The sequence below is a fragment of the Bradyrhizobium sp. 172 genome (assembly GCF_023101065.1).
Classification (GTDB): Bacteria; Pseudomonadota; Alphaproteobacteria; order Rhizobiales; family Xanthobacteraceae; genus Bradyrhizobium; species Bradyrhizobium canariense_D.
On sequence record NZ_CP064701.1, the window covers coordinates 5458739 to 5484306 of the forward strand.

Below are 25568 nucleotides of genomic sequence, written 5' to 3' on the forward strand. Positions count from 1 at the left end.
CTAACAACGGGCAGACCGTGCCTACGGCACGGGCTGCGCCTTTGCTACATCGTCGCGCCCAGTACCCAGGGCGCGAACTCGGCGCCGCCGAAATCAAAACTCTCGCTTTTGGTGGGCTGGCCCGACGCGGTCTTGAGGATGAGATCGAAAATGCGCTGGCCGCATTGCTGGACGCTCTCCTCGCCTTCGAGGATGGTGCCGCAATTGACGTCCATGTCCTCTTCCATGCGCTTGTACATGGGCGTGTTGGTGGCGAGCTTGATCGAGGGCGCCGGCTTGCAGCCGAACACGCTGCCACGGCCCGTGGTGAAGCAGACCAGATTGGCGCCGCCGGCGACCTGCCCGGTCGCGGCGACCGGATCGTAGCCGGGGGTGTCCATGAACACGAAACCCTTCTTGGTGATGGGTTCGGCGTAGCGCAGCACCTCGACGAGGTTGGTTGTGCCGGCCTTCGCCATCGCGCCGAGCGACTTCTCCAGAATGGTGGTGAGGCCGCCGGCCTTGTTGCCCGGGCTGGGATTGGCGTTCATCTCGGCGCCTTCGCGCGTCGTGTATTCGTCCCACCAGCGCATGAGATCGACCAGCTTCTCGCCGACCTCGCGGCTGACGGCGCGGCGCGTGAGCAAATGTTCGGCGCCATAGGTCTCCGGCGTCTCCGACAGGATCACGGTGCCGCCGTGACGTACGATGAGATCGCTGGCCGCACCCAGCGCCGGATTGGCGGAAACACCGGAATAGCCGTCCGAACCGCCGCATTGCAGCGCCACGGTCAATTCGCTCACCGGAACGGACTCGCGCTTGACCTTGTTGGACTCCGCGAGTGCCTCGCGTACGAAGGCAATTCCGGCTTCCACCGTCTTGCGGGTGCCGCCGACCTCCTGGATGTCCATCGCACGCAGACGTCCCGCGAGCTTCTGCTCCTCCATCAGGCCGCCGATCTGGTTCACCTCGCAGCCGAGGCCGAGCACGATCACATGAGAGAAGTTCACGTGCCGTGCATAACCGCCGAGCGTGCGGCGGAGCAGCGCTAAGGGCTCGTTCTGCGTCATGCCGCAGCCGGTCTTGTGGGTCAGCGCGACCACGCCGTCGACATTGGGGAAGTCGGCCAGCGGATTGTCGCCGGTGAACGGATTCTTCTTGAAGACGTCGGCGACGAGGCTTGCGACATGCGCGCTGCAATTCACCGAGGTGAGGATGCCGATGTAGTTGCGCGTGGCGACGCGGCCGTCCGGACGGCGGATGCCTTCGAAACTCGCCGGCAGATCGAAATTCGGCGTCGGCTTGACGTCGACGCAATAGGCATAGTCCTTGGCGAAATCGCCCATGCCGCAGTTCTGCACGTGCACGTGCTGGCCCGGCGCGATCGGCACCGTCGCAAAGCCGATGATCTGGCCGTAGCGTATCACCGGCTCGCCCAATGCGATCGGCTTGATCGCGACCTTGTGGCCGGAAGGAATGCGCTCGACCGTCGTCACGCCGTCGGCCACCAATGTTCCCGGCGGCAAGCTCGCGCGCGCGATCAGCACGCCATCATCGGGATGCAGGCGAATGACGGGGCTGATGGTCATGGGAGGTCTCCTTCAGACGAATAGTGAGTAGCGAGTGGCGAATGGAAAAGGGGAGCAGCTCATTCGCTACTCCCCATCGCCATTCGCGAGTTCTCAGGCCTTGCCGCCGGAATCCTTCCGGGTGGCGTTGACCTGCATCTTGGCGTAGGTCGTCATCAGGCCGACCTCGTTCGAGAGCGTCACCAGCTTGAAGCCCATGTTGATGGCGCGCGCGGCACCTTCGGCGCCGCTGCAATGGATGCCCGGATTGAGGCCGCGCTTGCCGCACTCCTTGATGATCTTCTCGTAGATCGCAAGGATCTCGGGCTCGGTGCGATCGAGCTTCGGTTCGAGGCCGTAGGAGAAGCCGAGGTCGGACGGGCCGATATAGACGCCGTCGATGCCTTCGACGTCGAAGATCGCTTCCATGTTCTCGACGGCGGTTTTGGTCTCCATCATCGGCAGCAGCACGATGTCGTCGTTGGCCGTCTTCTGGTAGGAGCCGGCGGTGCCGTACATGCCGGCGCGGATCGGGCCGTTGGAGCGGACGCCCTTCGGCGGGTACTTGGCATAGGAGACGAGGTTCCTGGCTTCCTGCGGCGTGTTGACCATCGGGCAGATCACGCCATAGGCGCCGCCATCGAGCACCTTGCCGATGATGCCGGGTTCGTTCCAGGGCACGCGGACCATCGGCGTGATCGGGTGCTTGTCCATCGCCTGGAAGCACTGCACCATCGACAGATAATCCTGCACGCCGTGCTGCATGTCGACGGTGACGCTGTCGAAGCCGCATTGCGCGATCATCTCGGCCGAGAAGCCGGAGGGAATCGCGAGCCACGCGTTGACCACGGCCTTGCCCGACTTCCAGATTTCCTTGACCTTGTTCGCCACGTTGCCTTCCTTCTTTGTTTTGGACCTTCGTCACCATGACGAGCGCCGCGACAGCACGATGCCGTTACTAGCGCGAACCCGACCGCCGCGCTACGCTCGCGATGACGCAAGGTTTCACTTGGCAAAGGCGGCGCAATCCGTCCCGGCGCGCCGATTTTTGCGCATCGGCTGCGGGGCACTTTGAGCGAAAAAATGCGGCGATGTCCATGATTGTTGCCGCGCGCTCGCGCATATCTGCTTTCACTCCTCGGCACTTGCCTCCTCGCCCGCGCCGAGCCCTGCGAGACTTTGTTCGAGCTCGCTGAGCATCTCCTGCAATTCGACGAGCTTGCGCGCGCCAAAGCGTCGCGTGATCTCGGCATAAATCGCTTCGGAGGACGGCGCGACGGAAGCCATCAGCTTCACGCCCTTTTCCGAGATCGAGACCATGCTGCGGCGCTGGTCCGCCTTGGCGGTCTTGCGCTCGATCAGATTGCGCGCCTCGAGATCACGCAGGATGCGCGACAGGCTCGGGCCGAGCAGGAACGCGGTGCGCGCGAGTTCCGTGACCTCGACCGTGTCGATCGCCGCGAGCGCGCGCAGGATGCGCCATTGCTGCTCGGTCAGGCCATGCGTGCGCAGCGAGGGACGGAATTGCCGCATCACCGCCTCGCGTGCCCGCAGCAACGACATCGGCAGCGAACGCGAGAAGTCGCGCATCGGCACCTGCCGCACGGCGGGCTCACTTCCGTTCGCAGGATCAGCCGGTCTCTTCGTCATGACGCCCTTTCAAGCCGCGAAACGTTTGCAGTGCAGCAAGCCAATTTGCGATTGACGCATTCACTTAACATGTTAAGTATCTTCCGGCACGACGATTTGTAAGATTACACATGGCGCTTTCAAACGACGATATCCGAGCTTGTGCGAACCGTCTGCACATGGCGCTTTCAAACGACGATATCCGAGCTTGTGCGAACCGTCTGCACCACGCGGAAAAGACCCGTACGCAGATCCGGCAGCTCTCGCAGGACTTTCCCGACATCAGCATCGCTGACGCCTACGCGATTCAGAAGGCCTGGGTCGACGTCAAGGTCGCCGAGGGGCGCATCGTCCGGGGACACAAGATCGGCCTGACCTCGAAGGCGATGCAGAGCGCGCTTGGCATCAACGAGCCGGATTCCGGCGTATTGCTCGACGACATGTTCTTCGCCGATGGTGGCCTCGTCCCGACGGAGCGCTTCATCGCGACGCGCGTGGAAGCCGAGCTCGCCTTCGTCATGAGCAAGCGCCTCGCGGGCCCCGACTGCACGCTGTTCGACGTGCTCAACGCCACCGACTTCGTCGTGCCGGCGCTGGAGATTCTGGACACGCGGATCGAGCGCGTCGATCCCCAGACCAAGGCGACCCGAAAGATCTTCGACACCATTGCCGACAACGCTGCCAATGCCGGCATCGTGCTCGGCGGACGGCCGATCCGCCCGCTGGACGCGGACCTGCGCTGGATCGGCGCGCTCTGTTTCAAGAACGGCCAGCTGGAAGAGACCGGCCTTGCCGCCGGCGTGCTCAATCATCCCGCGACTGCAGTCGCCTGGCTCGCCAACAAGATCGCACCGCTCGGCCTTGCGCTTGAGCCCGGGCAAATCGTGCTCGCCGGCTCCTTCATCCGTCCGATCGAGACCCGCAAGGGCGACACAATTCAAGCCGATTATGGCGCCTACGGCTCGGTGAGCTGCTACTTCGCTTAGACGACCAAAAAGACAGGGAGTGAAACCGCGATGCCGCATTTCACGATCGAATATTCGGCCAATCTCGACGACCGCCTCGACATCGGCGCGGCGTGCGAGGTGGTGCGCAAGGCCGCGGTCGAGACCGGCATCTTCCCGCTCGGCGGCATCCGCGTCCGCGCCGTCAGATGCGAGCATTATGCGATTGCGGACGCGCGGCAGGATTACGGCTTTCTCGACATGGTGCTGCGCATCGGCGAAGGCCGCGATCTGCCAACCCGCAAGAAAGCCGGCGAACAAATCTTCCAGGCGCTCTCCCGCCATCTTGATCCCGTCTTCGCAAGCTCGAAATTCGCGCTCTCGTTCGACATGCAGATCAACGACAAGGATACGAGCTGGAAGCGCAACAACATCCACGACGCCCTGAAAGCGGAGGCCGCCTATGGATAAGCCCACGCCGAAAACCGACGTATTCCAGGCCAATCGCGACCGCATCGCACCGCTGCTGAAGACGCTGCGTGCCGACGGTATCGGCCACATGATCGACGGCAAGATCGTGCCGTCGATCTCCGGCGAGACGTTCGAGACGAAATCGCCGGTCGACGGCGCGACGCTGGCGAGCGTCGCCCGCGGCAATGCCGAGGATGTCGATCGCGCCGCCACCGCTGCCGCACTCGCCTTCAAATCCTGGCGCGACATGGGGCCGGCGATGCGGAAGAAGCTGCTGCATCGCGTGGCCGACGCCATCGAGGACAATGCCGAGGACATCGCGGTGCTCGAATGCATCGACACCGGCCAGGCCTATCGCTTCATGGCCAAGGCCGCGATCCGCGCCGCCGAGAATTTCCGCTTCTTCGCCGACAGATGCGGCGAGGCGCGCGACGGCCAGAACACACCGAGCGACGAGCATTGGAACGTCTCGACGCGCGTGCCGATCGGCCCGGTCGGCGTGATCACGCCGTGGAATACGCCGTTCATGCTCTCGACCTGGAAGATCGCCCCTGCCCTCGCGGCCGGCTGCACCGTCGTGCACAAGCCGGCGGAGTGGTCGCCGGTCACGGCGGCCATTCTTGCGAAGCTCGTCAAGGAAGCCGGCGTGCCCGACGGCGTGCTCAATACCGTACATGGCTTTGGCGAAGAGGCCGGCAAGGCATTGACCGAGCATCCCGCCATCAAGGCGATCGGCTTCGTCGGCGAAAGTTCGACGGGCTCGGCGATCATGGTTCAGGGCGCGCCGACCTTGAAGCGCGTGCATTTCGAACTCGGCGGCAAGAACCCGGTGATCGTGTTCGACGACGCCGATCTCGACCGCGCGCTCGATGCGGTCGTGTTCATGATCTACTCGCTCAACGGCGAGCGCTGCACGTCGTCGAGCCGCTTGCTGATCCAGGCCGGCATCGCCGAAAAATTCGTCGAAAAGCTGACCGCACGGGTGAAAGCGCTGAAGGTCGGCCATCCCCTCGATCCCGCCACCGAGATCGGGCCGCTGATCCACGAACGTCATCTCGCGAAGGTCTGCTCCTATTTCGACGTCGCACGCCAGGACGGCGCGACGATTGCCGTCGGCGGCAAGGCCTATGATGGCCCGGGCGGCGGATATTATGTCGAGCCGACCCTGGTGACCGGCGCACACGGCAAGATGCGCGTGGCGCAGGAAGAGGTGTTCGGCCCCTTCCTCACCGTGCTGCCCTTCAAGAACGAAGCAGACGCGATCGAGATCGCCAACGACATCCGCTACGGCCTGACCGGCTATGTCTGGACCAACGATGTCGGCCGCGCGTTGCGTGTCGCGGATGCGCTGGAAGCCGGCATGATCTGGCTGAACTCGGAAAACGTCCGCCATCTGCCGACGCCGTTCGGCGGCATGAAGGCCTCCGGCATCGGCCGCGACGGCGGCGATTACTCGTTCGATTTCTACATGGAAACCAAGCACGTCTCGCTGGCGCGGGGCACGCATAAGATTCAGAAGCTGGGAATCTAACGCCCGCGGTTCCTCGGCGCGCGGAGCGCCAACGAGGAATGGCTGGGTCTAGAGAGGGGAAACGCAATGCCCGTACCGCAACATATCTTCGAGCCGCCGTTCAACATCATCCGCTCCAGCCACGCCGTGCTGGACGTCACCGACCTGAAGCTCAGCCGCGAGTTCTATGAAAGCGTTGTCGGCCTGCATGTCGAGGACGCCGACGACAAGGTCGTCTACTTGCGCGCCGCCGAGGAGCATCAGCATCACTCGCTGGTGTTGCGCAAGGCGGCCGCGCCTGCCTGCAACCGCCTCGGCTTCAAGGTCGGCAACGACGGGGATCTCGACAAGGCTGCGAAGTTCCTGTCCGAGAACGGCCTTGGCTACGCCTTCGTCGATCAGCCGTTCCAGGGCCGCACGCTGCAGTTCACCGATCCGTTCGGCTTCCAGATCGAGCTATATGCGTCGATGGACCGGCGGCCGCATCTGCTGCGCCGCTACGACCTCTACAGGGGTTGCCATCCGCAGCGGCTCGACCATTTCAACGTGTTCGCCGCCGAGGTGCAGGACACCGTCGAATTCTATGCCCGGCTCGGCTTTCGCCTCACCGAATACGCCGAGGAGGACGGGCCGAACGGGCGCATAGCCGCGGCCTGGATGCATCGCAAGGGCAATGTCCACGATTTCGCCATCACCAACGGCAAGGGCCCGCGGCTGCACCACTTCGCCTACTGGACGCCGACGGCGATGAACATCATCCACCTCTGCGACGTCATGGCCTCGCAGGGCTTCGTGAAGAACATCGAGCGTGGCCCCGGGCGCCACGGCATCTCGAACGCATTCTTTCTCTACGTCCGCGACCCCGATGGACACCGTCTCGAGCTCTACACCAGCGACTATTTCACCGGCGATCACGACCACGAGCCGCTGCGCTGGTCGCTGCGCGATCCGCGCCGCCAGACATTGTGGGGCGCGCCGGCCCCGCGCTCGTGGTTCGAGCAGGGTTCGCCGTTCGCCGGGCAAGCCGTGCGCGAGCCGAAGTTCGTGGCCGACGTGCTGGTGGCGGATTAAGCAATGACACTCCCTCGCCTCGCCACCTATTCCGTCAAGGGTGCCGTCAGCTACGGCGCCGTCGTTGACGGCGGCATTGTCGATCTCTCCGCGCGCCACGCCAAGGACTATCCGACGCTGCGCGAGGTGATCGCGGCGGGAAAGCTCGCGAGCCTCGCCGAAGAGGCTGCCGGCCGCACGCCCGATCACACACTCGGCGACATCATCTGGCTGCCGCCGGTGCCCGCGCCGGAAAAGATCATCTGCATCGGCGTCAACTATCCCGACCGCAATGCCGAGTACAAGGACGGCCAGGACGCGCCGAAATATCCGAGCATGTTCATGCGCTCGCCGCGCTCCTTCGTCGGCCACGACACGCCGCTGGTGCGCCCGCGCGCCTCCGCGCAGCTCGACTATGAAGGCGAGATCGTGCTGGTGATCGGCAAGCAAGGCCGACACATTCCGGAAAGTTCGGCGCTCGATCACGTCGCCGCGCTGACGCTCTGCAATGAAGGCTCGGTGCGCGACTGGCTGCGCCATGCCAAGTTCAACGTCACGCAGGGCAAGAACTTCGATTCCAGCGGCAGCCTCGGCCCGTGGCTGGTGCCCTACACGCAGGAATCGCAGGTCGCCGACATCCGCCTCACCACGCACGTCAATGGCGAGCTGCGGCAGGACGACCGCACCAGCCGATTGATGTTTCCGTTCCGCTATCTCATCAGCTATATCTCGACCTTCGCGACGCTCGTTCCCGGCGATATCATCGTCACGGGCACGCCGACCGGCGCCGGGGCACGGTTCGATCCGCCGCGCTATTTGAAGCCTGGCGATGTCGTCGAGGTCGAAGCCGAGGGCATCGGAACCTTACGCAACGGCGTCGTCGACGAAGCCTGAACACCGATTGAAATGGAATAGTGCCATGACCACCCTCACCGGCGGCGAAGCAATCGTAAGCGGCCTCGTCGCCCACGGCGTCGACACCGTGTTCGGCCTGCCTGGCGCGCAGGTCTACGGCCTGTTCGACGCCTTCCACCAGGCGCAGCTCAAGGTGATCGGCGCGCGGCACGAGCAGGCCTGCGGCTACATGGCGTTCGGCTATGCGCGCTCCAGCGGCAGGCCCGGCGTGTTCAGCGTGGTGCCCGGCCCCGGCGTGCTCAACGCTAGCGCCGCGCTGCTCACCGCGTTCGGCTGCAACGAGCCGGTGCTATGCGTCACCGGCCAGGTGCCGATGCAGTTTCTGGGCAAGGGCCGCGGCCATCTGCATGAGATGCCGGACCAGCTCGCGACCTTGCGCACCTATGTGAAATGGGCGGATCGGATCGAATATCCCGGCAACGCGCCGACCACCGTCGCGCGCGCCTTCCAGGAGATGACGTCCGGACGGCGTGGCCCCGCTTCGGTCGAGATGCCCTGGGACGTCTTCACCCAGCGCGCCGACACCGCGGCTGCGCAAGTGCTGGAGCCGCTGCCCGCGCCGCAGCCCGACCCTGACATGATCAAGCAAGCGGCCGCGCTGATCAGGAACAGCAAGGCGCCGATGATCTTCGTCGGCAGCGGCGCGATCGAGGCGCGCGAGGAGATTCTCGAACTCGCCGAGATGATCGACGCCCCTGTCGTCGCCTTCCGCAGCGGCCGCGGCATCGTCTCCAACGCGCATGAGCTCGGCCTGACCATGGCGGCAGCTTACAAGCTGTGGCCGACAACCGATTTGATGATCGCAATCGGCACGCGCGCCGAGCTGCCGGCATCGGGTTTCCGCTGGCCGTATCAGCCGAAGGGGCTGAAATCCATTCGTGTCGACATCGATCCAGCCGAGATGCGCCGGCTTGCCTCCGATGTCGCTATCGTCGCCGACGCCAAAGCCGGCACGGCCGATCTCGTCACAGCCGTGACGAAGGCCGGCTATGCCAGGACCAGCGGCCGGCGGGGAGAGATCCGCGAGGCGACTGCGACGGCACAAGCCGAGATCCAGCGCATCCAGCCGCAGATGGCGTATCTCAACATCCTGCGCGAGGTGCTGCCGGCGAACGCGATCGTGACCGATGAATTGTCCCAGTTCGGCTTCGCCTCCTGGTACGGCTTCCCGATCTACGAGCCGCGCACTTTCATCACATCCGGCTATCAGGGCACGCTCGGCTCGGGCTTCCCGACCGCGCTCGGCGCCAAGGTCGCCAATCCCGAAAAGCCGGTGGTGGCGATCACCGGCGACGGCGGCTTCATGTTCGGCGTGCAGGAGCTCGCCACCGCCGTGCAGTTCAACATCGGCGTGGTGACGCTGGTGTTCAACAACAACGCCTATGGCAATGTCCGCCGCGACCAGCGCGAGCGCTTCGACGGCCGCGTGGTGGCCTCGGATCTGGTCAATCCGGATTTCGTCAAGCTTGCAGAGTCCTTTGGCGTCGCATCCGCGCGCGTCACCGCGCCTGACCAGTTCAAGGCGGCGATGGAGAAGGCGCTGGCCCATGGCGGGCCTTATCTGATCTCGGTGGAAGTGACGCGGGATTCGGAAGGCAGCCCGTGGGCGTTCATTCACCCGCCGAAGCCGTAAACGAAGCATCGTCGTTCCGGAACTCTTTCCTTCTCCCCTTGCGGAAGAAGGTGGATCGCTGACGCGCAGCGGCGGCGAGACGGATGAGGGGCTGTCTCCGCGGATGGAGACCCCTCATCCGCCTTCCCTTTCGGGAAGGCACCTTCTCCCACAAGGGGAGAAGGAAGATCAGCGCGTCCTGCGGAACGTCAGATTGACCCGCTTGCGGCCGAGCAACGCATGCTCGCCGTCGGCGAGCGGCGCGACGCCGTGATAGGCCAGCCTGCTAGGGCCGCCCCAGGCCACGACGTCGCCATGCACCAAGCGGAAGCGGCGCGGCTTGTCGCTGCGTGCCAGGCCGCCGAACAGGAAGGTCGCAGGTAGCCCAAGTGAGACCGAGACGATCGGCGCCGAATAATCCAGCTCGTCCTTGTCCTGATGCAGCGACAGCCGCGTGCCAGGCTCATAGCGGTTGACGAGGCAGGCATCGGGCGCAAAGCCATTAAAGCCGCCCTGCTCCGCCGCGCGGCGGGCGAGATCGCGGAGCACGGGTGGCATCGCCGGCCACGGCGCCCCGGTCCGCGGGTCGATGGGATCATAGCGATAGCCGGTATGATCGGTGATCCAGCCGCGCTCGCCGCAATTGGTCATGGCGACCGACATCAGATGCCCGCCGGGCGTGGTCATGCGCCGGAACGGCGACTGCGCCACGATGGCGCGCACCGCATCGATCAACTCGCTTTCGATCGGCTTGACGAAGCCGCGCAGCAGCACGGCGCCGTCGGCGATCTTCTCGCGCGACGGCTGAGCTTCGGCGACATTATCGAACAAATCCCCCATCAGCGGCAGCGTTTATTTCGCATCGTGAAAGATCACACCCAGCGTGTAGCGCTGGCCAGAGCGAATCCGGCTGACGCCATGGCGGAGATTAACGCGGTAGGTGCCGCGTGTCCCCTGCACTGGACGATGATGCACAGCGAAGGCAACGGCGTCGCCCTGCGCGAGCGGAACCACTTCGGCGCGGGACTGCATGCGCGGGCGTTGCTCGGTCAGCACGAACTCGCCGCCGGTGAAATCGCGTCCCGGCTCGGACAAGAGGATCGCGACCTGGAGCGGGAACACGTGCTCGCCATAGAGATCCTGATGCAGGCAGTTGAAATCGCCGGCCTCATATTGCAACAGCAGCGGCGTCGGCCGCGTTTGGCCTGCCTCGTGGCATCGTTTCAGGAACGCGGCGTGAGTGGCGGGATAGCGAATGTCGATCCCCATCGCCTCGTTCCAGCGATTGGCGACGCCCTGGAGATGCGCGTAGAGCGCCGGGCGCAACTGCGCGATCAGATCGGGCAGCGGATAGGAGAAATATTTGTATTCGCCGCGGCCAAAGCCGTGGCGGCCCATGACGATACGGCTGCGGAAGTTGGTGTCGTCGGGATAGAGCGCGGCGACGGCGCGGCACTGCTCCGGCGTGAGCAGGCCCTTCAGGACGGCGGAGCCGTGGGTGTCGAGCTCGCCGGTGATTTGCGGCCAGTCGAGGGCATCGACATGGGCGGCAGTATCCGCTGACGGGGATTGAGGCGATTTGCGTGCTGTTGCTGTCATGGCTCTCTGACCTTCGCAGGACCGCCCCGTCCTCTACCACCCGATTTCCGTCTCTCTCCCCGTCATTGCGAGCGGAGCAAAGCAATCCAGAATTCCTCCGCGGAACCAGTCTGGATTGCTTTGTCGCAAGAGCTCCTCGCAATGACGAAGGAGAGACTTTAGCCCCGCACCGGCAGCGTCACCACGTCATAGCCGTGCTTGATCGTGCGCTTCAGCACGGGGTCCTCCAGCTCGAAATCGAAGCGATCGGCGGGACGGATGCCGCCCTTCGCCGCAAACGTACCGCCGAACATGGCGCAGCCGTCGGGGAATTTCCCACCGTCGAAGCCACGCGCGATGAGGTCGACGACCGGCAGCATCGCGTCGAGCGTGCCCTCCTGGTAGAGCACGCGCTCGCCCTTGATCGTGGCCCAGGAGCGCAGGATCATCCTGTCCCAATGGCCGATGACGTCCTCGAGCTCCCACACGGTGGATGCGATCGGCTTGTCGCACATCTGCTTGGACACCGTGACGTTGTAGGCTTCGACCTTGCGGTCGGTGTGGTCGGAACCGCAGCCGACGAAAATGCGACCCTGCCAGCCGATCAGCACGAACTCGACCTCGCCGGAGGAATCGCCGCCGGTGCATTCGATGCTGTCCTCCTGCGTCAGCCGCCGCGCCGAGGCACGGTAGTAGATCGGCGTCGAGGCCGGCGGCGCGATACCCATCTCCTGCAGCTCGGCAATGTGCTTGTCGCGCGCGACCGGATCGCGGCCGGTCCAGCCGGCGATGACCATCTGGTCGATCGCCAGCGTCAGCGGCGTGGTGGTGTCCTGGGCGTCAACGGTGAAGGTCAGGTCAAACACGAATTACGGCCTCCATGCCGGCAGCAAGCTCGAAGATACGGCGGTCCGATCCGCCCGCGCCCGCCAGCATCAGGCCGACGGGAATTTCGCCCTCGCGATGCGCCGGCAGCGAGATGGCGCAACCGTCGATCATGTTGATCAGGGTGCAATTGCGGAGCGCCCGCAGGTTTTCCCTGGTGAACTCCTTGTCGTCGGCGAGATCGGCGATTTTCGGCGGCGTGTTGGCGGTGGTCGGCAGCACCAGCGCGTCATAGGGCGCGATCCGCGCATTGACGCGGGCGATCAGCGAGCGGCGCTCGTGGAGAAGATCGATGTAGTCCGCCGCGCTCTGCGCCTCGCCGCGCATGATGCGCACGGAGACTCGGGGATCGTAGACGTCACCCTTGGATGTGAGGAGGTAGCGGTGCCAGGCGTAGCTTTCGGAAGCCGCAAAGCCGCCCTTGGCGTTCATCGGTCCGATGTCGTGGAATTCGGCCATCTCCATGCGCTCGATGATCGCGCCGTGATCGGCAAGGCTCTTGAGCGCACGCTCGAATGTCCCGGCCACAGCCGCGTCGAGGTCATCGAGCGCGATCGTGGTCGGCACCGCCAGCCGCATGCCCTTGACAGGTCGCGGCTTCAGCGGGCCGATCAGCTCGTTGGCGAGCACGGCATCGAGAATGGCACAGCAACTGACCGATCGTGCCAGCGGCCCGATGCTGTCGAGCGAGAACGACAGCGGCACAGCCCCGTCGAGCGGCACGCGCCGCTGCGTCGGCTTGTAGCCGACGATGCCGTTATAGGCCGCCGGAATCCGGCAGGAGCCGCCGGTGTCGGTGCCGAGCGCGCCATGCGCCATGCCGTCGAGCACGGAGACCGCGGCACCCGAGGACGAACCGCCGGGCACGTGGCCCTCGGCCCGGTTCCAGGCGCCCTTTGGCGTGCCGTAATGCGGATTGATGCCGATGCCGGAATAGGCGAACTCGGTCATGTTGGTGCGCCCGATCACGACGAAGCCGGCCTTGCGCAGCCGCGCTACCGTGGGGGCATCCTGCTCGGCCGGCGAGGAATCATCAAGCGCGCGGGAGCCGGCGCGCGTCACCTGGCCCTTGATGTCGAAGAGATCCTTGATCGAGACCGGGATACCGGCGTAGCGCGACGGCGCCGCCTTCACCTTGCGCAAACCGTCCATCGCATCCGCCGCCACAAGCGCGGCGTCCCTGTCCACATGGATGAAGGTACGCTGCCCCTCGCCGGCCGGATCGGCGATTTTGGCGATGCAAGCCTCGACCAGCTTGCGGGAGCTGGTGCGGCCGCTTTCGAGGTCTTCGGCGAGCTTCTTCAGTGTCGAAAAATCGGGCATGTCTGTCTCACGGAATATTTGCGCGCAATGTATAGCGCTGCCTCACTTCGACACAAGCATTGTGCGCATGATGGCATGCATGCGCATTGCTGGACCGTTGACGCGCCATGGTCGATTGTCGCATCAAGATCGCAACAGCCGGGCTTCGCTTGGCCTTGGGAGGACCTGCCGAGATGGCCGAACCGCATCGCGCGCGACCGAAACCGACGCCGGAGACCCAGCATTTCTGGGACGGCACCAAGGCGAGCGAGTTGCGCCTGCAGCGCTGCGACGCCTGTGCGCATGTCTATTTCCCGCCGCGCCCGTTCTGCCCGTCCTGCGCCTCGCGCAAGGTCAGCATCTTCAAGGCGAGCGGCAAGGGCTTTCTCTACAGCTACGTGATCAACCACCGTCCCGCCGCGCCCGGCTTCACGCCGCCTTACGCGATTGCGGTAGTCGAGCTCGAAGAGGGACCGCGGATGATGAGCAACATCATCGACTGCCCGCAGACGCCGGAGGCGCTCGAACTCGACATGAAGCTCGAGGTGGCCTTCGAGGCGCTCGACGACAAGATCACCCTTCCCGTATTCCGTCCGGCGAAGGGGTAAGCCCATGCGCAGCAATCAGGTTGCCGTCGTCGGCGCGGCCGAGACCACCGAGCTCGGTGTCATCCCCAACGCCTCGCAGCTCCAGCTTCACGCGGATGCGGCGCTCAATGCAATTGCCGATGCCGGGCTGAAGCTGTCCGACATCGATGGTTTCGCCACCGCCGTCGAAACGCCGCAGCAGGTCTGCCACTATCTCGGCATCAAGCCGACCTGGGTGGACGGCACCTCGGTCGGCGGCTGCTCCTTCATGCTGCACGTCCGCCATGCCGCCGCAGCGATCGAGGCCGGCCTGTGCAAGACGGTGCTGATCACCCATGCCGAGAGCGGCAAGTCGATGATCGGCAAGGCACCGCGCTCGATTCCTGCCGACAGCCTGCAAGGCCAGTTCGAGGCGCCGTTCGGTGTCTACGGCCCGCCCAGCATGTTCCCGATCCCCGTGCTTCGCTTCATGAAGACCTATGGCATCACGCACGAGCAGCTCGCCTCGGTCGCAGTGGTGCAGCGGGAGTGGGCGGCGAAGAATCCGCGCGCGATGATGAAGGATCCCATCACGGTCGCGGACGTCCTCAACTCGCGCATGATCGCCTATCCGTTCCGCCTGCTGCAATGCTGCCTCGTCACCGACGGCGGCGGCGCGCTGATCCTGACCTCGGCGGACCGTGCCAGGGATTTTCCGCGCAAGCCCGTCTACATCATGGGCACCGGCGAGAGCGTGGAGACGCCGATGGTCAGCCAGATGGAGACGTTCAACTCCTCGCGCGCGTTCAAGACCGCGGGGCCCCTCGCCTTCAAGGAGGCCGGCATCGCGCATAAGGACGTCGACCATCTCATGATCTACGACGCCTTTGCGCATCTGCCGCTGTTCGGCCTCGGCGACCTCGGCTTCATGCCGCACGAGGACACCGGAAAGTTCATCGCCGACGGCAACACGCGGCCCGGCGGCAAGCTGCCGCTCAACACCAATGGCGGCGGCCTGAGCTACATGCATTCGGGCATGTACGGCATGTACGCGCTCCAGGAGAGCGTGCGGCAGATGCGCGGTATCGCGCCGGCGCAGGTCGCCAACGCGAAGATTTCGGTGTGTCACGGCGTCGGCGGCATGTTCGCCGCGTCGGGCACGATCGTGTTTACGAACGAGAGGTAATCCACATGACGAAATCACTGCAAGACAAGGTCATCATCGTCACCGGCGCAGGCCGCGGCATCGGGCGCGAAATCGCGCTGCTCTGCGCCGGCGAGGGCGCCAAGGTCGTCGTCAACGATCCCGGCGTCGCCGCGGACGGCGCTGGCACCAGCGCCGCGCCCGCCGAGGAAGTGGTCGAGGAGATCAAGAAGCGCGGCGGCACCGCCGTCGCCAATTTCGAGTCGGTGGCCGAAGCCATCCCCGCCAGCAGGATCGTGAAGACCGCGACCGATCATTTCGGCCGGCTCGACGGCGTGGTCAACAATGCCGGCATCCTGCGCGACATGATCTTCCACAAGATGAGCGTGGAAGCGTTCGAGGCCGTCATCAAGGTGCATTTGATGGGCTCGTTCTACGTCAGCCACGCCGCGGCACGGATTTTCCGCGAGCAGGAGTCCGGCTCGTTCGTGCACTTCACCTCGACCTCCGGCCTGATCGGCAACTTTGGACAAGCCAATTACGCCGCCGCCAAGCTCGGCATCGTCGGCCTGTCGAAGTCTATTGCGCTCGACATGGGCCGCTTCAACGTTCGCTCCAACTGCGTCTCGCCGTTCGCCTGGACCCGCATGATCGGGACCATCCCGACCGAGACCGAAGCCGAGAAGGCGCGCGTCGAGAAGATCAAGCAGATGGGCCCGGAGAAGATCGCGCCGGTCTGCGCCTATCTGCTCTCCGATGCCGCCAAGGACGTGTCCGGGCAGATCTTCGGCGCGCGCATGAACGAGCTGTTCCTGTTCAGCCAGAACCGTCCGCTGCGCTCGGTGCACCGGAGCGAGGGCTGGACGCCGCAATCGATCGCGGAACACGGCATGCCGGCGCTGAAGGGATCATTCTACAAGCTCGACCGCTCCGCCGACATCTTCCCGTGGGATCCCGTGTAAGGATCCCGTCGAGCCGCACTTCCGGCATTCCTGCTCTGCGATCTCCGGCTGCCTTGTCCGGAGATCGCTCCGCTTTACGCCCGATTGCTGGCGGATCATTTCCTCCCAACTTTGGGAGGAAACCATGACAAGAATGCTGACCGACTCCGACGACACGACTGCAGGCAGCGGCCTCGCCCGCCGCACGCTCCTCAAGGGCGCCGCGACCGTTGCCGCATCCGCCCTGCTCGCCTCACGCGCGGACGCCCGCGACTTCGGCGCCAATGCCGAGCCGCAGCGCTATCCCGATCCTGACATCATTGCCATCGATCCCAAGCGCTTCAAGGCGAAGGTCGGCAACACCGCAATCAAGCGGCTCTATACCGGCTGCCTGTGGGCGGAAGGGCCAGCGTGGAATGCGCAAGGGCAATATCTGGTCTGGAGTGACATCCCCGCCAACCGGCAGCTGCGCTACCTCGATGACGACGGCCACATCTCCGAGCAGTTCCACAAGCCGTCGAACGAGGCCAACGGCAACTCGTTCGACACCGAGGGGCGCCAGCTCAGTGCCGAGCGCACCCGGCTCGTCCGCTACGAGCACGACGGTTCGGTGACGACCCTGGCCGAGCAGGCCGGCGGCAAGCCGCTCAACGGCCCCAACGACATGGTGGTGCATCCCAACGACAAGGCGATCTGGTTCACCGATCCCGGCTACGGCGCGATCAGTATCTACGAGGGCAAGCTTGCCAATACCGGCTCGCTGCAGCCCCATCAGAAGGAAGCGGTTTATCGCATTGATCCGCAGAGCGGCCAGGTCGCGAAGGTGGCCGACGAGCCGTTCAAGCCGAACGGCATCGCTTTTAGTCAGGACTACAAGAAGCTCTATGTCTGCGACACCGGCATCACGCATTATCCTGAAGCCAAGAACGTGGTGTGGTCGTACGACATCGATGGGGCGAAGCTTTCGAACCCGAAGAAGCTGATCGACATGACGCTCGACGGCAAATCAGGCTTCCCCGACGGCCTGCGCGTCGACACCGAAGGCAACATCTGGGTCGGCGCCGGCTGGGTCGGCCCCGGCTATGACGGCGTGCAGGTGTTCGCGCCAAACGACGGCGCGCGCATCGGGCAGATCCTGTTGCCCGAGACCTGCGCCAACGTCTGCTTCGGCGGCAAGAAGCGCAACCGCCTGTTCATGACCGCGAGCCAGTCGCTCTATGCGGTGTATGTGGAGACGCAGGGCGCGCATTTCTGTTGAGTGCAGCGAATGGTGAGTGGCGAATGGATTCCACTCGCCACTCACCATGTCTCTACCCCGTATTCCTCAATCCCGCCGAAATCCCGTTGATCGTCAGCTGAATCCCGCGCAGGACCTGCTCGTCCGGGTTCTGCGCGCGGTGCTCCTTCAGCAGCTCGACCTGCACGTGGTTCAGCGGGTCGAGATAGGGGAAGCGGTGGCGCACCGAGCGCTCCAGCAGCGGGTTGCCTTGCAGCAGGCGGTCCTGGCCCATGATGTCCAAGAGCGTCTCGATGCAGGAATGCCATTCGCGGCGGATGCGGCCGAATATCTTTTCCCGGAGCGCCTCGTCGGGCACGAGCTCGGCATAGCGCGACGCGATCGCGATCGAGCTTTTCGCCAGCACCATGTCCATGTTCGACAGCAGCATGCGGAAGAACGGCCATTCCTTGTAGAGCTCCTTGAGGAACGGCATGCCCTTGTCGGGATGCTCCGCGATCCATTGCTCGACGGCGCTGCCAAAGCCGTACCAACCGGGCAGCATCAGGCGGCATTGCGCCCAGGAGAACACCCAGGGGATCGCCCGCAAATCCTCGATCGCGCGGGTCTTCTTGCGCGAGGCCGGGCGGCTGCCGATGTTGAGCGTCGCGATCTCGTTGATGACGGTGGACGCCCAGAAATAATCGACGAAGCCGTCGGTCTCGTAGACGAGGCCGCGATAGGCCTTGAAGGCCAGGCTTGAAAGCTCGTCCATCGCGGTCAGATATTCGCGGCGCGGCGCGCTCTGGCGCGGATGCAACAGGCTCGCTTCCAGCGTCGCGGCTGCCAGGATCTCCAGATTGCTGCGGCCGACTTCGGCGTTGGAATATTTCGACGAGATGATCTCGCCCTGCTCGGTGATGCGGATCTGGCCGTTCACCGCGCCGCCGGGCTGGGCGATGATGGCATCGTAGCTCGGGCCGCCGCCGCGGCCGACCGAACCGCCGCGGCCATGGAACAGACGCAGGCGCACGCCGTGGCGCTCGAACACGTCGACGAGGCCGATCTCGGCCTTGTAGAGCTCCCAGCCCGAGGTGACGAAGCCGCCATCCTTGTTCGAGTCGGAATAGCCCAGCATGACCTCCTGCACGCTGCCGCGGCTGTCGACCAGCCGGCGGTAATCATGCAGCGAGAGCATGCGGTCCATGATGGTGGAAGACGCCTGCAGATCCTCGATGGTTTCGAACAGCGGCACGATGTTGATCGCGCTGCGCCCGGAGGGATGGACGAGACCGACCTCCTTCAGGAGCACCGCGACCTCGAGCATGTCGGACATGCCCTTGCACATCGAGATGATGCATTGGGGAATGGCGTCCGAGCCGAACTTCGCATGCGCTTCTGCTGCGGCATGGAAGACGTTGAGCTCGCCCATGGTCTCGTCGCTGTATTTGACGAATGGCGACACCAGCGAGCGCGTCGAGCGCAGCTCGTTGGTGAGCAGGGAGATGCGCGCGTCCTCGCCGAGCGCGAGATAGGACATGCCGGGGTTGGCGGCGTCCATCAGCTCGGCGATGGTGCGCTCGTGCACGGCCGAGTTCTGGCGGATGTCGAGCCGGGCCAGATGGAAGCCGAAGCAGTCCACCGCACGGCGCAGCAGCCGCAGCCGGCCGCGGGCGATGACGCCGGCGTTGTTGGAGATCAGAGAGCGGTGCAGCACGTCGAGATCGGCCTTGAGCTCCCCGACGCTGTCATACGGCGCGCCCTTGCCGACCGGCCGGCGCGTGATCTCGACCTGAAGCATTTCGGCCGTTGCAGTCAGGCGCGCATAGATGCCAGAGACCGCAAGACGATACGGCTCGCCGCTCCGGTGCGGCGAGGTATCGGGCGAGCGCTCCGCCAGCGTGCGCAGCTCCTCGGAGACGTCGGCGAGATGGGCCGCGATCGACAATTCCGAGCCGAGCACGTGCAGCTCATTCAGATAGAACTGCATCACCCGGCTCGACTGCAGCCGCAGCGTGCCGCGCATCACGTCGGCGGTGACGAAGGGATTGCCGTCGCGGTCGCCGCCGATCCAGCTGCCCATGCGCAGGAACGAGGCGAGCTCGCCGGCCGCCTGCTCGCCGCCCTCCTCCAGCCGGTCCTCCAGCGCGTTGACCAGCCGCGGCACCTCGCGGAGAAACGTGTAATCATAGAACGACAGGCCGTTGGCGACCTCGTCGAGCACGGTGAGCTTGGTCCGGCGCAGCAGATTGGTCTGCCACAGCGTCAGCACCTCGCGGCGGAGCTGCTCGTCGCTGGCGGCGGCCTCCTCCGCCGTCAGCGCGACGCGCTCGCGACGATCGAGCAGGCTAGCTACCTCCATCTCGCGGTCCATCGTGCTCTTGCGGCGGACCTCGGTCGGATGCGCCGTCAAAACCGGGCTGACCAGCGCGCTCTTGAAGAAGTTGCGCAGGGCATCGGCACCGATGCCCGCAGCCCTCGCATGGGCGAGCGTCTCGGCCAGCACGCCGGAGCCGCCGCCCTTGTTGGCGCGCATCTGGCGGATGTTGTTCTGGTCCTCGGCGATGTTGGCGAGGTGAGAGAAATAGCTGAAGGCGCGGACGATCCGCACCGTCTCGGAGGTCGACATGCTGTCGAGGATCTGCTCGAGCTCGTGGCGGGCGAGCCGGTCCTCGTCGCGGTGGAATCGGATCGAGGTCTGGCGGATGCGCTCGACCAGATCGAACAATTCCGGCCCCTCCTGGTCGCGCACCGTGTCGCCGAGAATGCGCCCGAGCAGGCGGATGTCGTCCCGCAGCCGCGCGTCCGCCTCCATCGCCTGGACGTGCTCGGGGCGGTTGGGGCGCTGATCGGCGGTGTCGGATGATATGGTCTGGAGGGACATTGGCTCGCTCCGCTGTTCGAGCTCGCTTGGCTGCCCGGCTCAGCCGAGTGTGCAAGTTTTTTGCCGCAGCGCAAGATGAAGTTGGGGGCGGCGCGGCAACATCACCGATCATGGGAGAAATGCGCCTTGCTGAACGGCGCGCGCACACGTCCGCGGTCTCGCGGCGCAGGGGCCCGAGTTTTGCTGTCCGTTTCGCCCTCATCGATAAGAAAGGGCGCAGGGAAGGCCGGGCGCCGGCTGGCACCCAGGGTCCGCACGCGAAAGACGCACGCGGGGGTGACCACAGGTGATGCCGGAACATCCCGGCCTTCCCTGCGCAATGGTTTACGGCTTATGGCGCGCTCTCCCCGGGGAGCGACGCACTATTGCCCCCGTCGCCTTGCAGATGATCGATGCGCGCACCCGGTCGGGCCGCACATCACCGCAAGCCTTGACGCACAGACCCCGGGCGTCAGGACCACACGCTTTTGCCGTCCGCGGACGTCCCTCCCCGGACATCCGGAAGCTCGCGCGTGCTCGCCCCCGAAGTCGAATAGAAACGCTGTGACCGCGCCGGGTCGTTCGCGCGGATCGCGATGGCTCACAGGCGTAGCCCGCCCTGCCACCTCGTCACGCGCCGGCGCTGCCGCGTCCATCGCATTCCGGCTCACGTATCGTGACGATCGCGAAACGCCCTTTTTAGCGGGCCGGAATATCTTGCGGTTTACCCGAAGACGCAAATTCGGTCAATCAGAATATTGGAGAACCGATCGATTGACCTGCATGTGGCGGGTTTTGCCCGTCGGGCAACGCGAGGGATTGTGGGTCGGAAGCATTGAGCGGCCACCCGACTCCAATCTCGGGACAATAGTGACGCTTACCAGTGGTGATGGTGCCGCCAGCCATAGTGATGGCCTCGGCCTCTGCCCCAGCCGTAATGATGACCACGGCCGCCGCGATGACCCCACCCGTGGCCACCGCCATGTCCGTGGCCGCCCTTGACCTCGATGGTGTCAGTCTGAAACGCGCCCAGTGTGTCCGGCTTGGCAACGGGCATCGCCGAAGCAGAAGGTGTGGGTGTCAAAGCAACGGCCCCCGCCACAAAGCCCACCAAGCAAAGCCACTTCATGCAATCGCCTCCCGATAAGAATGAACCAAGGGCCAGCCGCGGCACATTGCGGCCGCGTTCGCTCCCGCTCGTCAACAATGAAGCCGGGAAAAAGTTGCAATGAAATGTGACGCATTGCGGAGGCGTAGGATATCCTACGAGTTTGCCTTAAGCCGGCACGATCACCTTGCCGATCGGCCAGAGCGCGATGCCGGCGAGCTTGAGGTGGGCCCAGGCGAAGGGAATGCCGATGATGGTGATCGCGAGGGCCACGGCGGTGAAGAGGTGGCCGAGCGCCAACCACCAGCCGGCGAGCACGAACCAGATGATGTTGCCGATCACCCCGAGCGGGCCGGTGCCGACATCCTCGACACCGGTGACCTCATAGCGGCTGACCGCCCGCGAGCCGAACGGCATCAGCGTGTAGACGGCGATATTGAACGCCGCCCGCGCCCAGGGCAGGCCGATGATGGTGACCGCCATGATGACCGCGGCGACCAGCCAGCCGAGCGCCATCCAGGCGCCGCCAATGAGAATCCAGAGCAGGTTGAGCAGGATGGAAACGGGAGCCATGGGATGATCCGAAGGTCGATGATCCCGTGAGTATAGCACGATGCGCGAGGTTGCGATCGATAAAGCCGCTCACGTATTCGCGTGCTCGTGTAGCCCGGATGAGCGAAGCGACATCCGTTTCTTACTGGTTGTTATCCCGGGTATCGCTTCGCTCACCCGGGCTACGCACCGCTAGATCTTCCGCCCCGCCTGCTCCCAATAGGGATCGCGCAGGCGCCGCTTGAAGATCTTGCCGGAGTCTTCGCGCGGCAGCCCGGTGCGGATCTCGATGTGCTTTGGGACCTTGTAGTCGGCAAGCGAGGCCTTCAGGCGGGTGCGGATTTCGGCGGCATCCAGCGTAACGCCGGCTTGCGGCTCGACCACCGCCATCAGCGCTTCGCCGAACTCGGCATCGGGGATGCCGAACACCGCGCAATCATGCACGCCGGGCACCGCGTGCAGCACGGACTCGATCTCGGCCGGATAGATGTTGACGCCGCCCGAGATCACCATGTCGCGCTTGCGGTCGCAGATGAAGACGTAGCCCTCTTCGTCGATATAGCCGACGTCGCCGGAGGTGATGAAGCCGGCGCGATCGATTTCGGCGCGCTTCTCCGGCTTGTTGTGGTAGGTGAAATCGGCCATCCCGGCCATGCGCGAGTAGAGCTCGCCGATCTCGCCTACACCCAGCACGCGTCCGTCCTCACCGATGAAGCGCAGCTCGGCGCCGGGCGAAATCCTGCCGACGGTGCCGGGCTTCCTCAGCGCGTCCTCGGAGGTCGCGAAGGTGACGGCGCTGGATTCGGTCGAGCCGTAGAATTCATAGATCACCGGCCCCCACCATTCGATCATGGCGCGCTTGACGTCCGCCGGACAGGGTGCTGCGGCGTGAATGATGTGGCGGAGCGAGGAGACGTCGTATTGCTTGCGCACCTCCTCCGGCAGCTTCATCAGGCGGATGAACATGGTCGGCACCATGAAGATGGTGTCGATCTTGTAGCGCTCGATCAGCTCGAGAAATTCCTCGGGCTCGAAGCGGGGCATCAGCACCAGTGCGCCGCCGAGTTTTCCCGCGCGAATGCCGAACGAGTTCGGCGCGGAGTGATAGAGCGGGCCCGGCAGGATCGTGCGGGCGCCGGGCTTGAGCCCGTAGATCATCGCGCGCATGCGCTCGCCGGCAGCCGCCTGCTCCGGCGTCGGCGCGTTGCGCCGTACGCCCTTGGGGTGGCCTGTCGTGCCCGAGGTGTAGATCATGTTCATGGGCTGCGGCACGACCGGGCCGTCATAGGGCTGGTGCTCTGCGAGCCAGGATTCGAAATCGATCGCGAAGGCCGGCGTCTTCAGATGATCGGGATCGATCTTGTAGCTGGACAGGATCTCCGGCGGCGGCGGAACGCTGAGCACGGTGACGCCTTGGGGTATCGCATCGCGCAAGGCATGCAGCATGTCGGCATGGCCGATCAGCACGGAGGTGCCGGTGTCGTTCAGGATGTAGTTGATCTCTTCGGGCTTGAAGTGCCAGTTGATCGGCACGCCGTAGGCGCCCAGCCGCATGGCGGCATAGGCGGCTTCGATGAAGGCGATGTCGTTGCGCATCAGCATGCAGACGCAATCGCCCTGCCTGACGCCGATCTGGCTGAGACCGCTCGCGATGCGGTCGGCACGATCAGCGACCTCGGCATGGGAGCGGCTGCGCCCGCCGGAGACGATGCCGAGGAAATTTGAGGTTTCGCTCATTGTTGTTTTTCTTTGTTGTTGAAGTTGCCCCTCATGGTGAGGAGGCGCAAGGCGCCGTCTCGAACCATGAGAGCCCGTGGCCCATCCCTCGAGACGCCGCTTCGCGGCTCCTCGGGATGAGGTCTGCGCTAATCCGCAAACTTCGGGGCGCGCTTCTCGAGATTGGCACGCACCGCCTCGGTCTGGTTCGCGCTGCCGATCAACTTCTGCTGCTCGACGGACTCGGCGAGTAGCGCGGGGCCCGGATCGACCGAGAGATTGTTGAGCATGCGTTTCGCGGCGCGGATCGCATCGGGGCTTTTTCCCGCGATCTCGCGCGCGACGTCGAGCGCGGCAGCGCGCGGGTCGTCGCAGATGCGCGTGGCGAGACCGTAAGCCATCGCCTCCTGCGCGGAGAAGATGCGGCCGGTGTAGGTGAGATCGCGCAAGATGTCGTCGCGCACGAGCGAAGCCAGGATCGGCGTGCCCGCCATGTCGGGCACCAGGCCCCATTTGATTTCCATCACCGACATTCGCGCATCGGGCGTGAGGAAGCGCATGTCGGCGCCGAGTGCGAGCTGGAAGCCGCCGCCGAAGGCGACGCCCTGGATCGCCGCGATCACGGGGACCGGAAGCTGGCGCCAGCCCCACACGGCCTGTTGCGCAAAATTCGCCTGGCCGTGCGTGCGTTTGGTGAGGTCGCGATTTTCGCCACCCGGAATTCCATTACCCCCCTTTTCCTTCATGGCGGCAAAACGCCCCATGTCGAGACCGGCACAGAAGGCGCGGCCCTCGCCGGACAGCACCACGACGCGCACGCCTTTTTCCTTCGAAAGCCGATCCGTTGCGGCCACAAGGGCCTCGAACATGGCCTGATCCAGCGCATTCATCTTGTCCGCGCGCACCAGCCGCACGTCGGCGACGCCTTCCGAGATCGAGATCGAGACGCGCTCTTCCATGGATGAATTCTCCCCTGGTTCCCGGCTGTTCTTGTTCGGTGCCGCTTTACAGGAAGCCGGCGGCCGGATTTAGTCAATCGATCAATTAACCGACAATCGCGACGGGGGAAACAGCCATGTTCAAGGAAAATCTTCTGGCGGGGCGGCGCATCCTCGTGACCGGCGGCGGCACCGGGCTCGGCAAGTCGATGGCGGCGTGCTTTCTCCAGCTCGGCGCGGAAGTGCACATCTGCGGCCGGCGCAAGATCGTCTGCGACGAGACCGCGACCGAGCTGATGGCCGAGCATGGCGGCCGCGTCACCAGCCACGGCGTCGACATCCGCAACGCGCTCGCGGTCGAGGAGATGATCGAGACCATCTTTCGCGACGGCCCCCTCACCGACCTCATCAACAACGCCGCCGGCAATTTCATCTCGCGCAGCGAGGAGCTGTCGCCGCGCGGCTTTGACGCCGTCGCCAACATCGTCATGCACGGCACGTTTTACGTGACGCAGGCGGTCGGCAAGCGCTGGATCGCGTTGAAGCAGCCCGGCAACGTCGTCTCGATCACCACGACCTGGGTGCGCAACGGATCGCCTTACGTGGTGCCGTCGGCGATGAGCAAGTCGGCGATCCATGCCATGACGATGTCGCTCGCGACCGAATGGGGCCGCTACGGCATCCGGCTGAACACCATCGCGCCGGGCGAGATCCCGACCGAGGGCATGAGCAAGCGCATCAAGCCCGGCGACGAAGCCGGCGCGCGCACCAAGGCGATGAACCCGATGGGCCGCGTCGGCACCATGGAGGAATTGCAGAACGTCGCCGTGTTCCTGATCTCCGGCGGCTGCGACTGGATCAGCGGCGAGACCATCGCCATGGACGGCGCCCAGGCGCTCGCGATGGGCGGCAATTTCTACCAGCTCCGCGACTGGAGCGACGACGACTGGAAAACCGCGCGCGAGAGCATCATGGCGCAGAATGAAAAGGACCGTGCGAAGCGGGGCTGAGGCTCTCTCCGTAGTCGTCCTGGCGAAAGCCAGGACCCATTATCACCGAATGTTCTTTGGCGAAGATTGGC

At 64.8% G+C, this 25568-nt stretch carries 22 protein-coding genes; 11 read left to right on the forward strand and 11 right to left on the reverse strand.

The window, feature by feature from the left end; genetic code table 11:
• Positions 1–44: 44 nt before the first annotated feature.
• From IVB07_RS26325 to hpaR, 3 genes are all read right to left on the reverse strand, one after another.
• Positions 45–1568, reverse strand: coding sequence for an altronate dehydratase family protein (locus IVB07_RS26325; protein ID WP_018456946.1), 1524 nt, complete (start codon positions 1566–1568; stop codon positions 45–47).
• A 93-nt stretch (positions 1569–1661) separates the two neighbouring features.
• Complete coding sequence (locus IVB07_RS26330) at positions 1662–2438, reverse strand: aldolase/citrate lyase family protein (RefSeq protein WP_018456947.1); 777 nt, start codon at positions 2436–2438, stop codon at positions 1662–1664.
• Positions 2439–2678: 240 nt separating this feature from the next.
• Positions 2679–3197: a homoprotocatechuate degradation operon regulator HpaR gene (gene hpaR / locus IVB07_RS26335; RefSeq protein WP_018456948.1), complete on the reverse strand. Its 519-nt coding sequence runs from the start codon at positions 3195–3197 to the stop codon at positions 2679–2681.
• A 158-nt stretch (positions 3198–3355) separates the two neighbouring features.
• Between hpaR and hpaH the strand changes: the two genes are divergently transcribed.
• The 6 genes from hpaH to IVB07_RS26365 all read left to right on the forward strand — a co-directional run bounded on the left by hpaH (position 3356) and on the right by IVB07_RS26365 (position 9699).
• Entirely contained in the window at positions 3356–4162 is an 807-nt protein-coding gene (hpaH, locus tag IVB07_RS26340; protein ID WP_018456949.1) for a 2-oxo-hept-4-ene-1,7-dioate hydratase, read from the forward strand.
• 30 nt (positions 4163–4192) lie between these two features.
• A complete protein-coding gene (locus IVB07_RS26345) occupies positions 4193–4591 on the forward strand; it encodes a 5-carboxymethyl-2-hydroxymuconate Delta-isomerase (protein ID WP_247363446.1) in 399 nt (132 codons plus the stop codon).
• Positions 4584–6122, forward strand: coding sequence for a 5-carboxymethyl-2-hydroxymuconate semialdehyde dehydrogenase (gene hpaE, locus IVB07_RS26350; protein ID WP_247363447.1), 1539 nt, complete (start codon positions 4584–4586; stop codon positions 6120–6122). Before IVB07_RS26345 ends, hpaE begins: the two co-directional genes overlap by 8 nt.
• A gap of 66 nt (positions 6123–6188) precedes the next feature.
• The gene (gene hpaD / locus IVB07_RS26355) at positions 6189–7172 is read left to right on the forward strand and encodes a 3,4-dihydroxyphenylacetate 2,3-dioxygenase (RefSeq protein WP_018456952.1); all 984 of its coding nucleotides are present in this window, start codon (positions 6189–6191) and stop codon (positions 7170–7172) included.
• A 3-nt stretch (positions 7173–7175) separates the two neighbouring features.
• Positions 7176–8045 carry a fumarylacetoacetate hydrolase family protein gene (locus tag IVB07_RS26360; protein WP_247363448.1) on the forward strand — a complete coding sequence of 290 codons (870 nt, stop codon included), beginning with the start codon at positions 7176–7178 and terminating at the stop codon, positions 8043–8045.
• Positions 8046–8070: 25 nt separating this feature from the next.
• Positions 8071–9699, forward strand: coding sequence for a thiamine pyrophosphate-dependent enzyme (locus IVB07_RS26365; protein ID WP_247363449.1), 1629 nt, complete (start codon positions 8071–8073; stop codon positions 9697–9699).
• Between the two features lie 168 nt (positions 9700–9867).
• On the opposite strand, the gene alkB is transcribed toward IVB07_RS26365, so the two are convergent.
• The 4 genes from alkB to IVB07_RS26385 all read right to left on the reverse strand — a co-directional run bounded on the left by alkB (position 9868) and on the right by IVB07_RS26385 (position 13464).
• Positions 9868–10521 carry a DNA oxidative demethylase AlkB gene (alkB, locus tag IVB07_RS26370; protein ID WP_198959272.1) on the reverse strand — a complete coding sequence of 218 codons (654 nt, stop codon included), beginning with the start codon at positions 10519–10521 and terminating at the stop codon, positions 9868–9870.
• Positions 10522–10530: 9 nt separating this feature from the next.
• The gene (locus tag IVB07_RS26375; protein ID WP_085352195.1) at positions 10531–11277 is read right to left on the reverse strand and encodes a 2OG-Fe(II) oxygenase; all 747 of its coding nucleotides are present in this window, start codon (positions 11275–11277) and stop codon (positions 10531–10533) included.
• A gap of 158 nt (positions 11278–11435) precedes the next feature.
• Positions 11436–12122: a DUF2848 domain-containing protein gene (locus IVB07_RS26380; RefSeq protein WP_085352194.1), complete on the reverse strand. Its 687-nt coding sequence runs from the start codon at positions 12120–12122 to the stop codon at positions 11436–11438.
• Complete coding sequence (locus IVB07_RS26385; RefSeq protein ID WP_085352193.1) at positions 12115–13464, reverse strand: amidase; 1350 nt, start codon at positions 13462–13464, stop codon at positions 12115–12117. Before IVB07_RS26385 ends, IVB07_RS26380 begins: the two co-directional genes overlap by 8 nt.
• A 173-nt stretch (positions 13465–13637) precedes the next feature.
• Between IVB07_RS26385 and IVB07_RS26390 the strand changes: the two genes are divergently transcribed.
• The 4 genes from IVB07_RS26390 (at position 13638) to IVB07_RS26405 (ending at position 17352) form a co-directional block, all read left to right on the forward strand.
• Complete coding sequence (locus tag IVB07_RS26390; RefSeq protein ID WP_085352230.1) at positions 13638–14051, forward strand: OB-fold domain-containing protein; 414 nt, start codon at positions 13638–13640, stop codon at positions 14049–14051.
• 4 nt (positions 14052–14055) lie between these two features.
• Positions 14056–15195, forward strand: coding sequence for a thiolase (locus tag IVB07_RS26395; protein ID WP_085352192.1), 1140 nt, complete (start codon positions 14056–14058; stop codon positions 15193–15195).
• Positions 15196–15200: 5 nt separating this feature from the next.
• Positions 15201–16115 (forward strand): SDR family oxidoreductase, encoded by a 915-nt coding sequence (locus tag IVB07_RS26400; RefSeq protein ID WP_085352191.1) that lies wholly within the window; start codon positions 15201–15203, stop codon positions 16113–16115.
• A gap of 124 nt (positions 16116–16239) precedes the next feature.
• Positions 16240–17352, forward strand: coding sequence for an SMP-30/gluconolactonase/LRE family protein (locus IVB07_RS26405; protein ID WP_026233273.1), 1113 nt, complete (start codon positions 16240–16242; stop codon positions 17350–17352).
• A gap of 52 nt (positions 17353–17404) precedes the next feature.
• On the opposite strand, the gene ppc is transcribed toward IVB07_RS26405, so the two are convergent.
• From ppc to IVB07_RS26425, 4 genes are all read right to left on the reverse strand, one after another.
• Entirely contained in the window at positions 17405–20125 is a 2721-nt protein-coding gene (gene ppc, locus IVB07_RS26410) for a phosphoenolpyruvate carboxylase (RefSeq protein WP_247767809.1), read from the reverse strand.
• A gap of 1324 nt (positions 20126–21449) precedes the next feature.
• Positions 21450–21854: a YccF domain-containing protein gene (locus IVB07_RS26415; RefSeq protein WP_018456965.1), complete on the reverse strand. Its 405-nt coding sequence runs from the start codon at positions 21852–21854 to the stop codon at positions 21450–21452.
• 171 nt (positions 21855–22025) lie between these two features.
• The gene (locus tag IVB07_RS26420; RefSeq protein WP_247363451.1) at positions 22026–23570 is read right to left on the reverse strand and encodes an acyl-CoA synthetase; all 1545 of its coding nucleotides are present in this window, start codon (positions 23568–23570) and stop codon (positions 22026–22028) included.
• Between the two features lie 128 nt (positions 23571–23698).
• Positions 23699–24508, reverse strand: a complete 810-nt coding sequence (locus tag IVB07_RS26425; RefSeq protein ID WP_018456967.1) for a crotonase/enoyl-CoA hydratase family protein — start codon at positions 24506–24508, stop codon at positions 23699–23701.
• A gap of 116 nt (positions 24509–24624) precedes the next feature.
• On the opposite strand from IVB07_RS26425, the gene IVB07_RS26430 reads away from it, so the two are divergent.
• Positions 24625–25497: an SDR family oxidoreductase gene (locus IVB07_RS26430; RefSeq protein ID WP_247363452.1), complete on the forward strand. Its 873-nt coding sequence runs from the start codon at positions 24625–24627 to the stop codon at positions 25495–25497.
• Positions 25498–25568: the final 71 nt, after the last annotated feature.

What these genes read in the sequence shown, in the direction of transcription:
- IVB07_RS26325 (WP_018456946.1), bottom strand. Translation starts at nt 1,568, where the DNA reads ATGACCATCAGCCCCGTCATTCGCCTGCATCCCGATGATGGCGTGCTG.
- hpaR (WP_018456948.1), bottom strand. Translation starts at nt 3,197, where the DNA reads ATGACGAAGAGACCGGCTGATCCTGCGAACGGAAGTGAGCCCGCCGTG.
- hpaH (WP_018456949.1), top strand. Translation starts at nt 3,356, where the DNA reads ATGGCGCTTTCAAACGACGATATCCGAGCTTGTGCGAACCGTCTGCAC.
- IVB07_RS26345 (WP_247363446.1), top strand. Translation starts at nt 4,193, where the DNA reads ATGCCGCATTTCACGATCGAATATTCGGCCAATCTCGACGACCGCCTC.
- hpaE (WP_247363447.1), top strand. Translation starts at nt 4,584, where the DNA reads ATGGATAAGCCCACGCCGAAAACCGACGTATTCCAGGCCAATCGCGAC.
- hpaD (WP_018456952.1), top strand. Translation starts at nt 6,189, where the DNA reads ATGCCCGTACCGCAACATATCTTCGAGCCGCCGTTCAACATCATCCGC.
- IVB07_RS26360 (WP_247363448.1), top strand. Translation starts at nt 7,176, where the DNA reads ATGACACTCCCTCGCCTCGCCACCTATTCCGTCAAGGGTGCCGTCAGC.
- IVB07_RS26365 (WP_247363449.1), top strand. Translation starts at nt 8,071, where the DNA reads ATGACCACCCTCACCGGCGGCGAAGCAATCGTAAGCGGCCTCGTCGCC.
- IVB07_RS26375 (WP_085352195.1), bottom strand. Translation starts at nt 11,277, where the DNA reads ATGACAGCAACAGCACGCAAATCGCCTCAATCCCCGTCAGCGGATACT.
- IVB07_RS26385 (WP_085352193.1), bottom strand. Translation starts at nt 13,464, where the DNA reads ATGCCCGATTTTTCGACACTGAAGAAGCTCGCCGAAGACCTCGAAAGC.
- IVB07_RS26390 (WP_085352230.1), top strand. Translation starts at nt 13,638, where the DNA reads ATGGCCGAACCGCATCGCGCGCGACCGAAACCGACGCCGGAGACCCAG.
- IVB07_RS26395 (WP_085352192.1), top strand. Translation starts at nt 14,056, where the DNA reads ATGCGCAGCAATCAGGTTGCCGTCGTCGGCGCGGCCGAGACCACCGAG.
- IVB07_RS26400 (WP_085352191.1), top strand. Translation starts at nt 15,201, where the DNA reads ATGACGAAATCACTGCAAGACAAGGTCATCATCGTCACCGGCGCAGGC.
- IVB07_RS26405 (WP_026233273.1), top strand. Translation starts at nt 16,240, where the DNA reads ATGACAAGAATGCTGACCGACTCCGACGACACGACTGCAGGCAGCGGC.
- ppc (WP_247767809.1), bottom strand. Translation starts at nt 20,125, where the DNA reads ATGGAGGCGGACGCGCGGCTGCGGGACGACATCCGCCTGCTCGGGCGC.
- IVB07_RS26415 (WP_018456965.1), bottom strand. Translation starts at nt 21,854, where the DNA reads ATGGCTCCCGTTTCCATCCTGCTCAACCTGCTCTGGATTCTCATTGGC.
- IVB07_RS26420 (WP_247363451.1), bottom strand. Translation starts at nt 23,570, where the DNA reads ATGAGCGAAACCTCAAATTTCCTCGGCATCGTCTCCGGCGGGCGCAGC.
- IVB07_RS26425 (WP_018456967.1), bottom strand. Translation starts at nt 24,508, where the DNA reads ATGGAAGAGCGCGTCTCGATCTCGATCTCGGAAGGCGTCGCCGACGTG.
- IVB07_RS26430 (WP_247363452.1), top strand. Translation starts at nt 24,625, where the DNA reads ATGTTCAAGGAAAATCTTCTGGCGGGGCGGCGCATCCTCGTGACCGGC.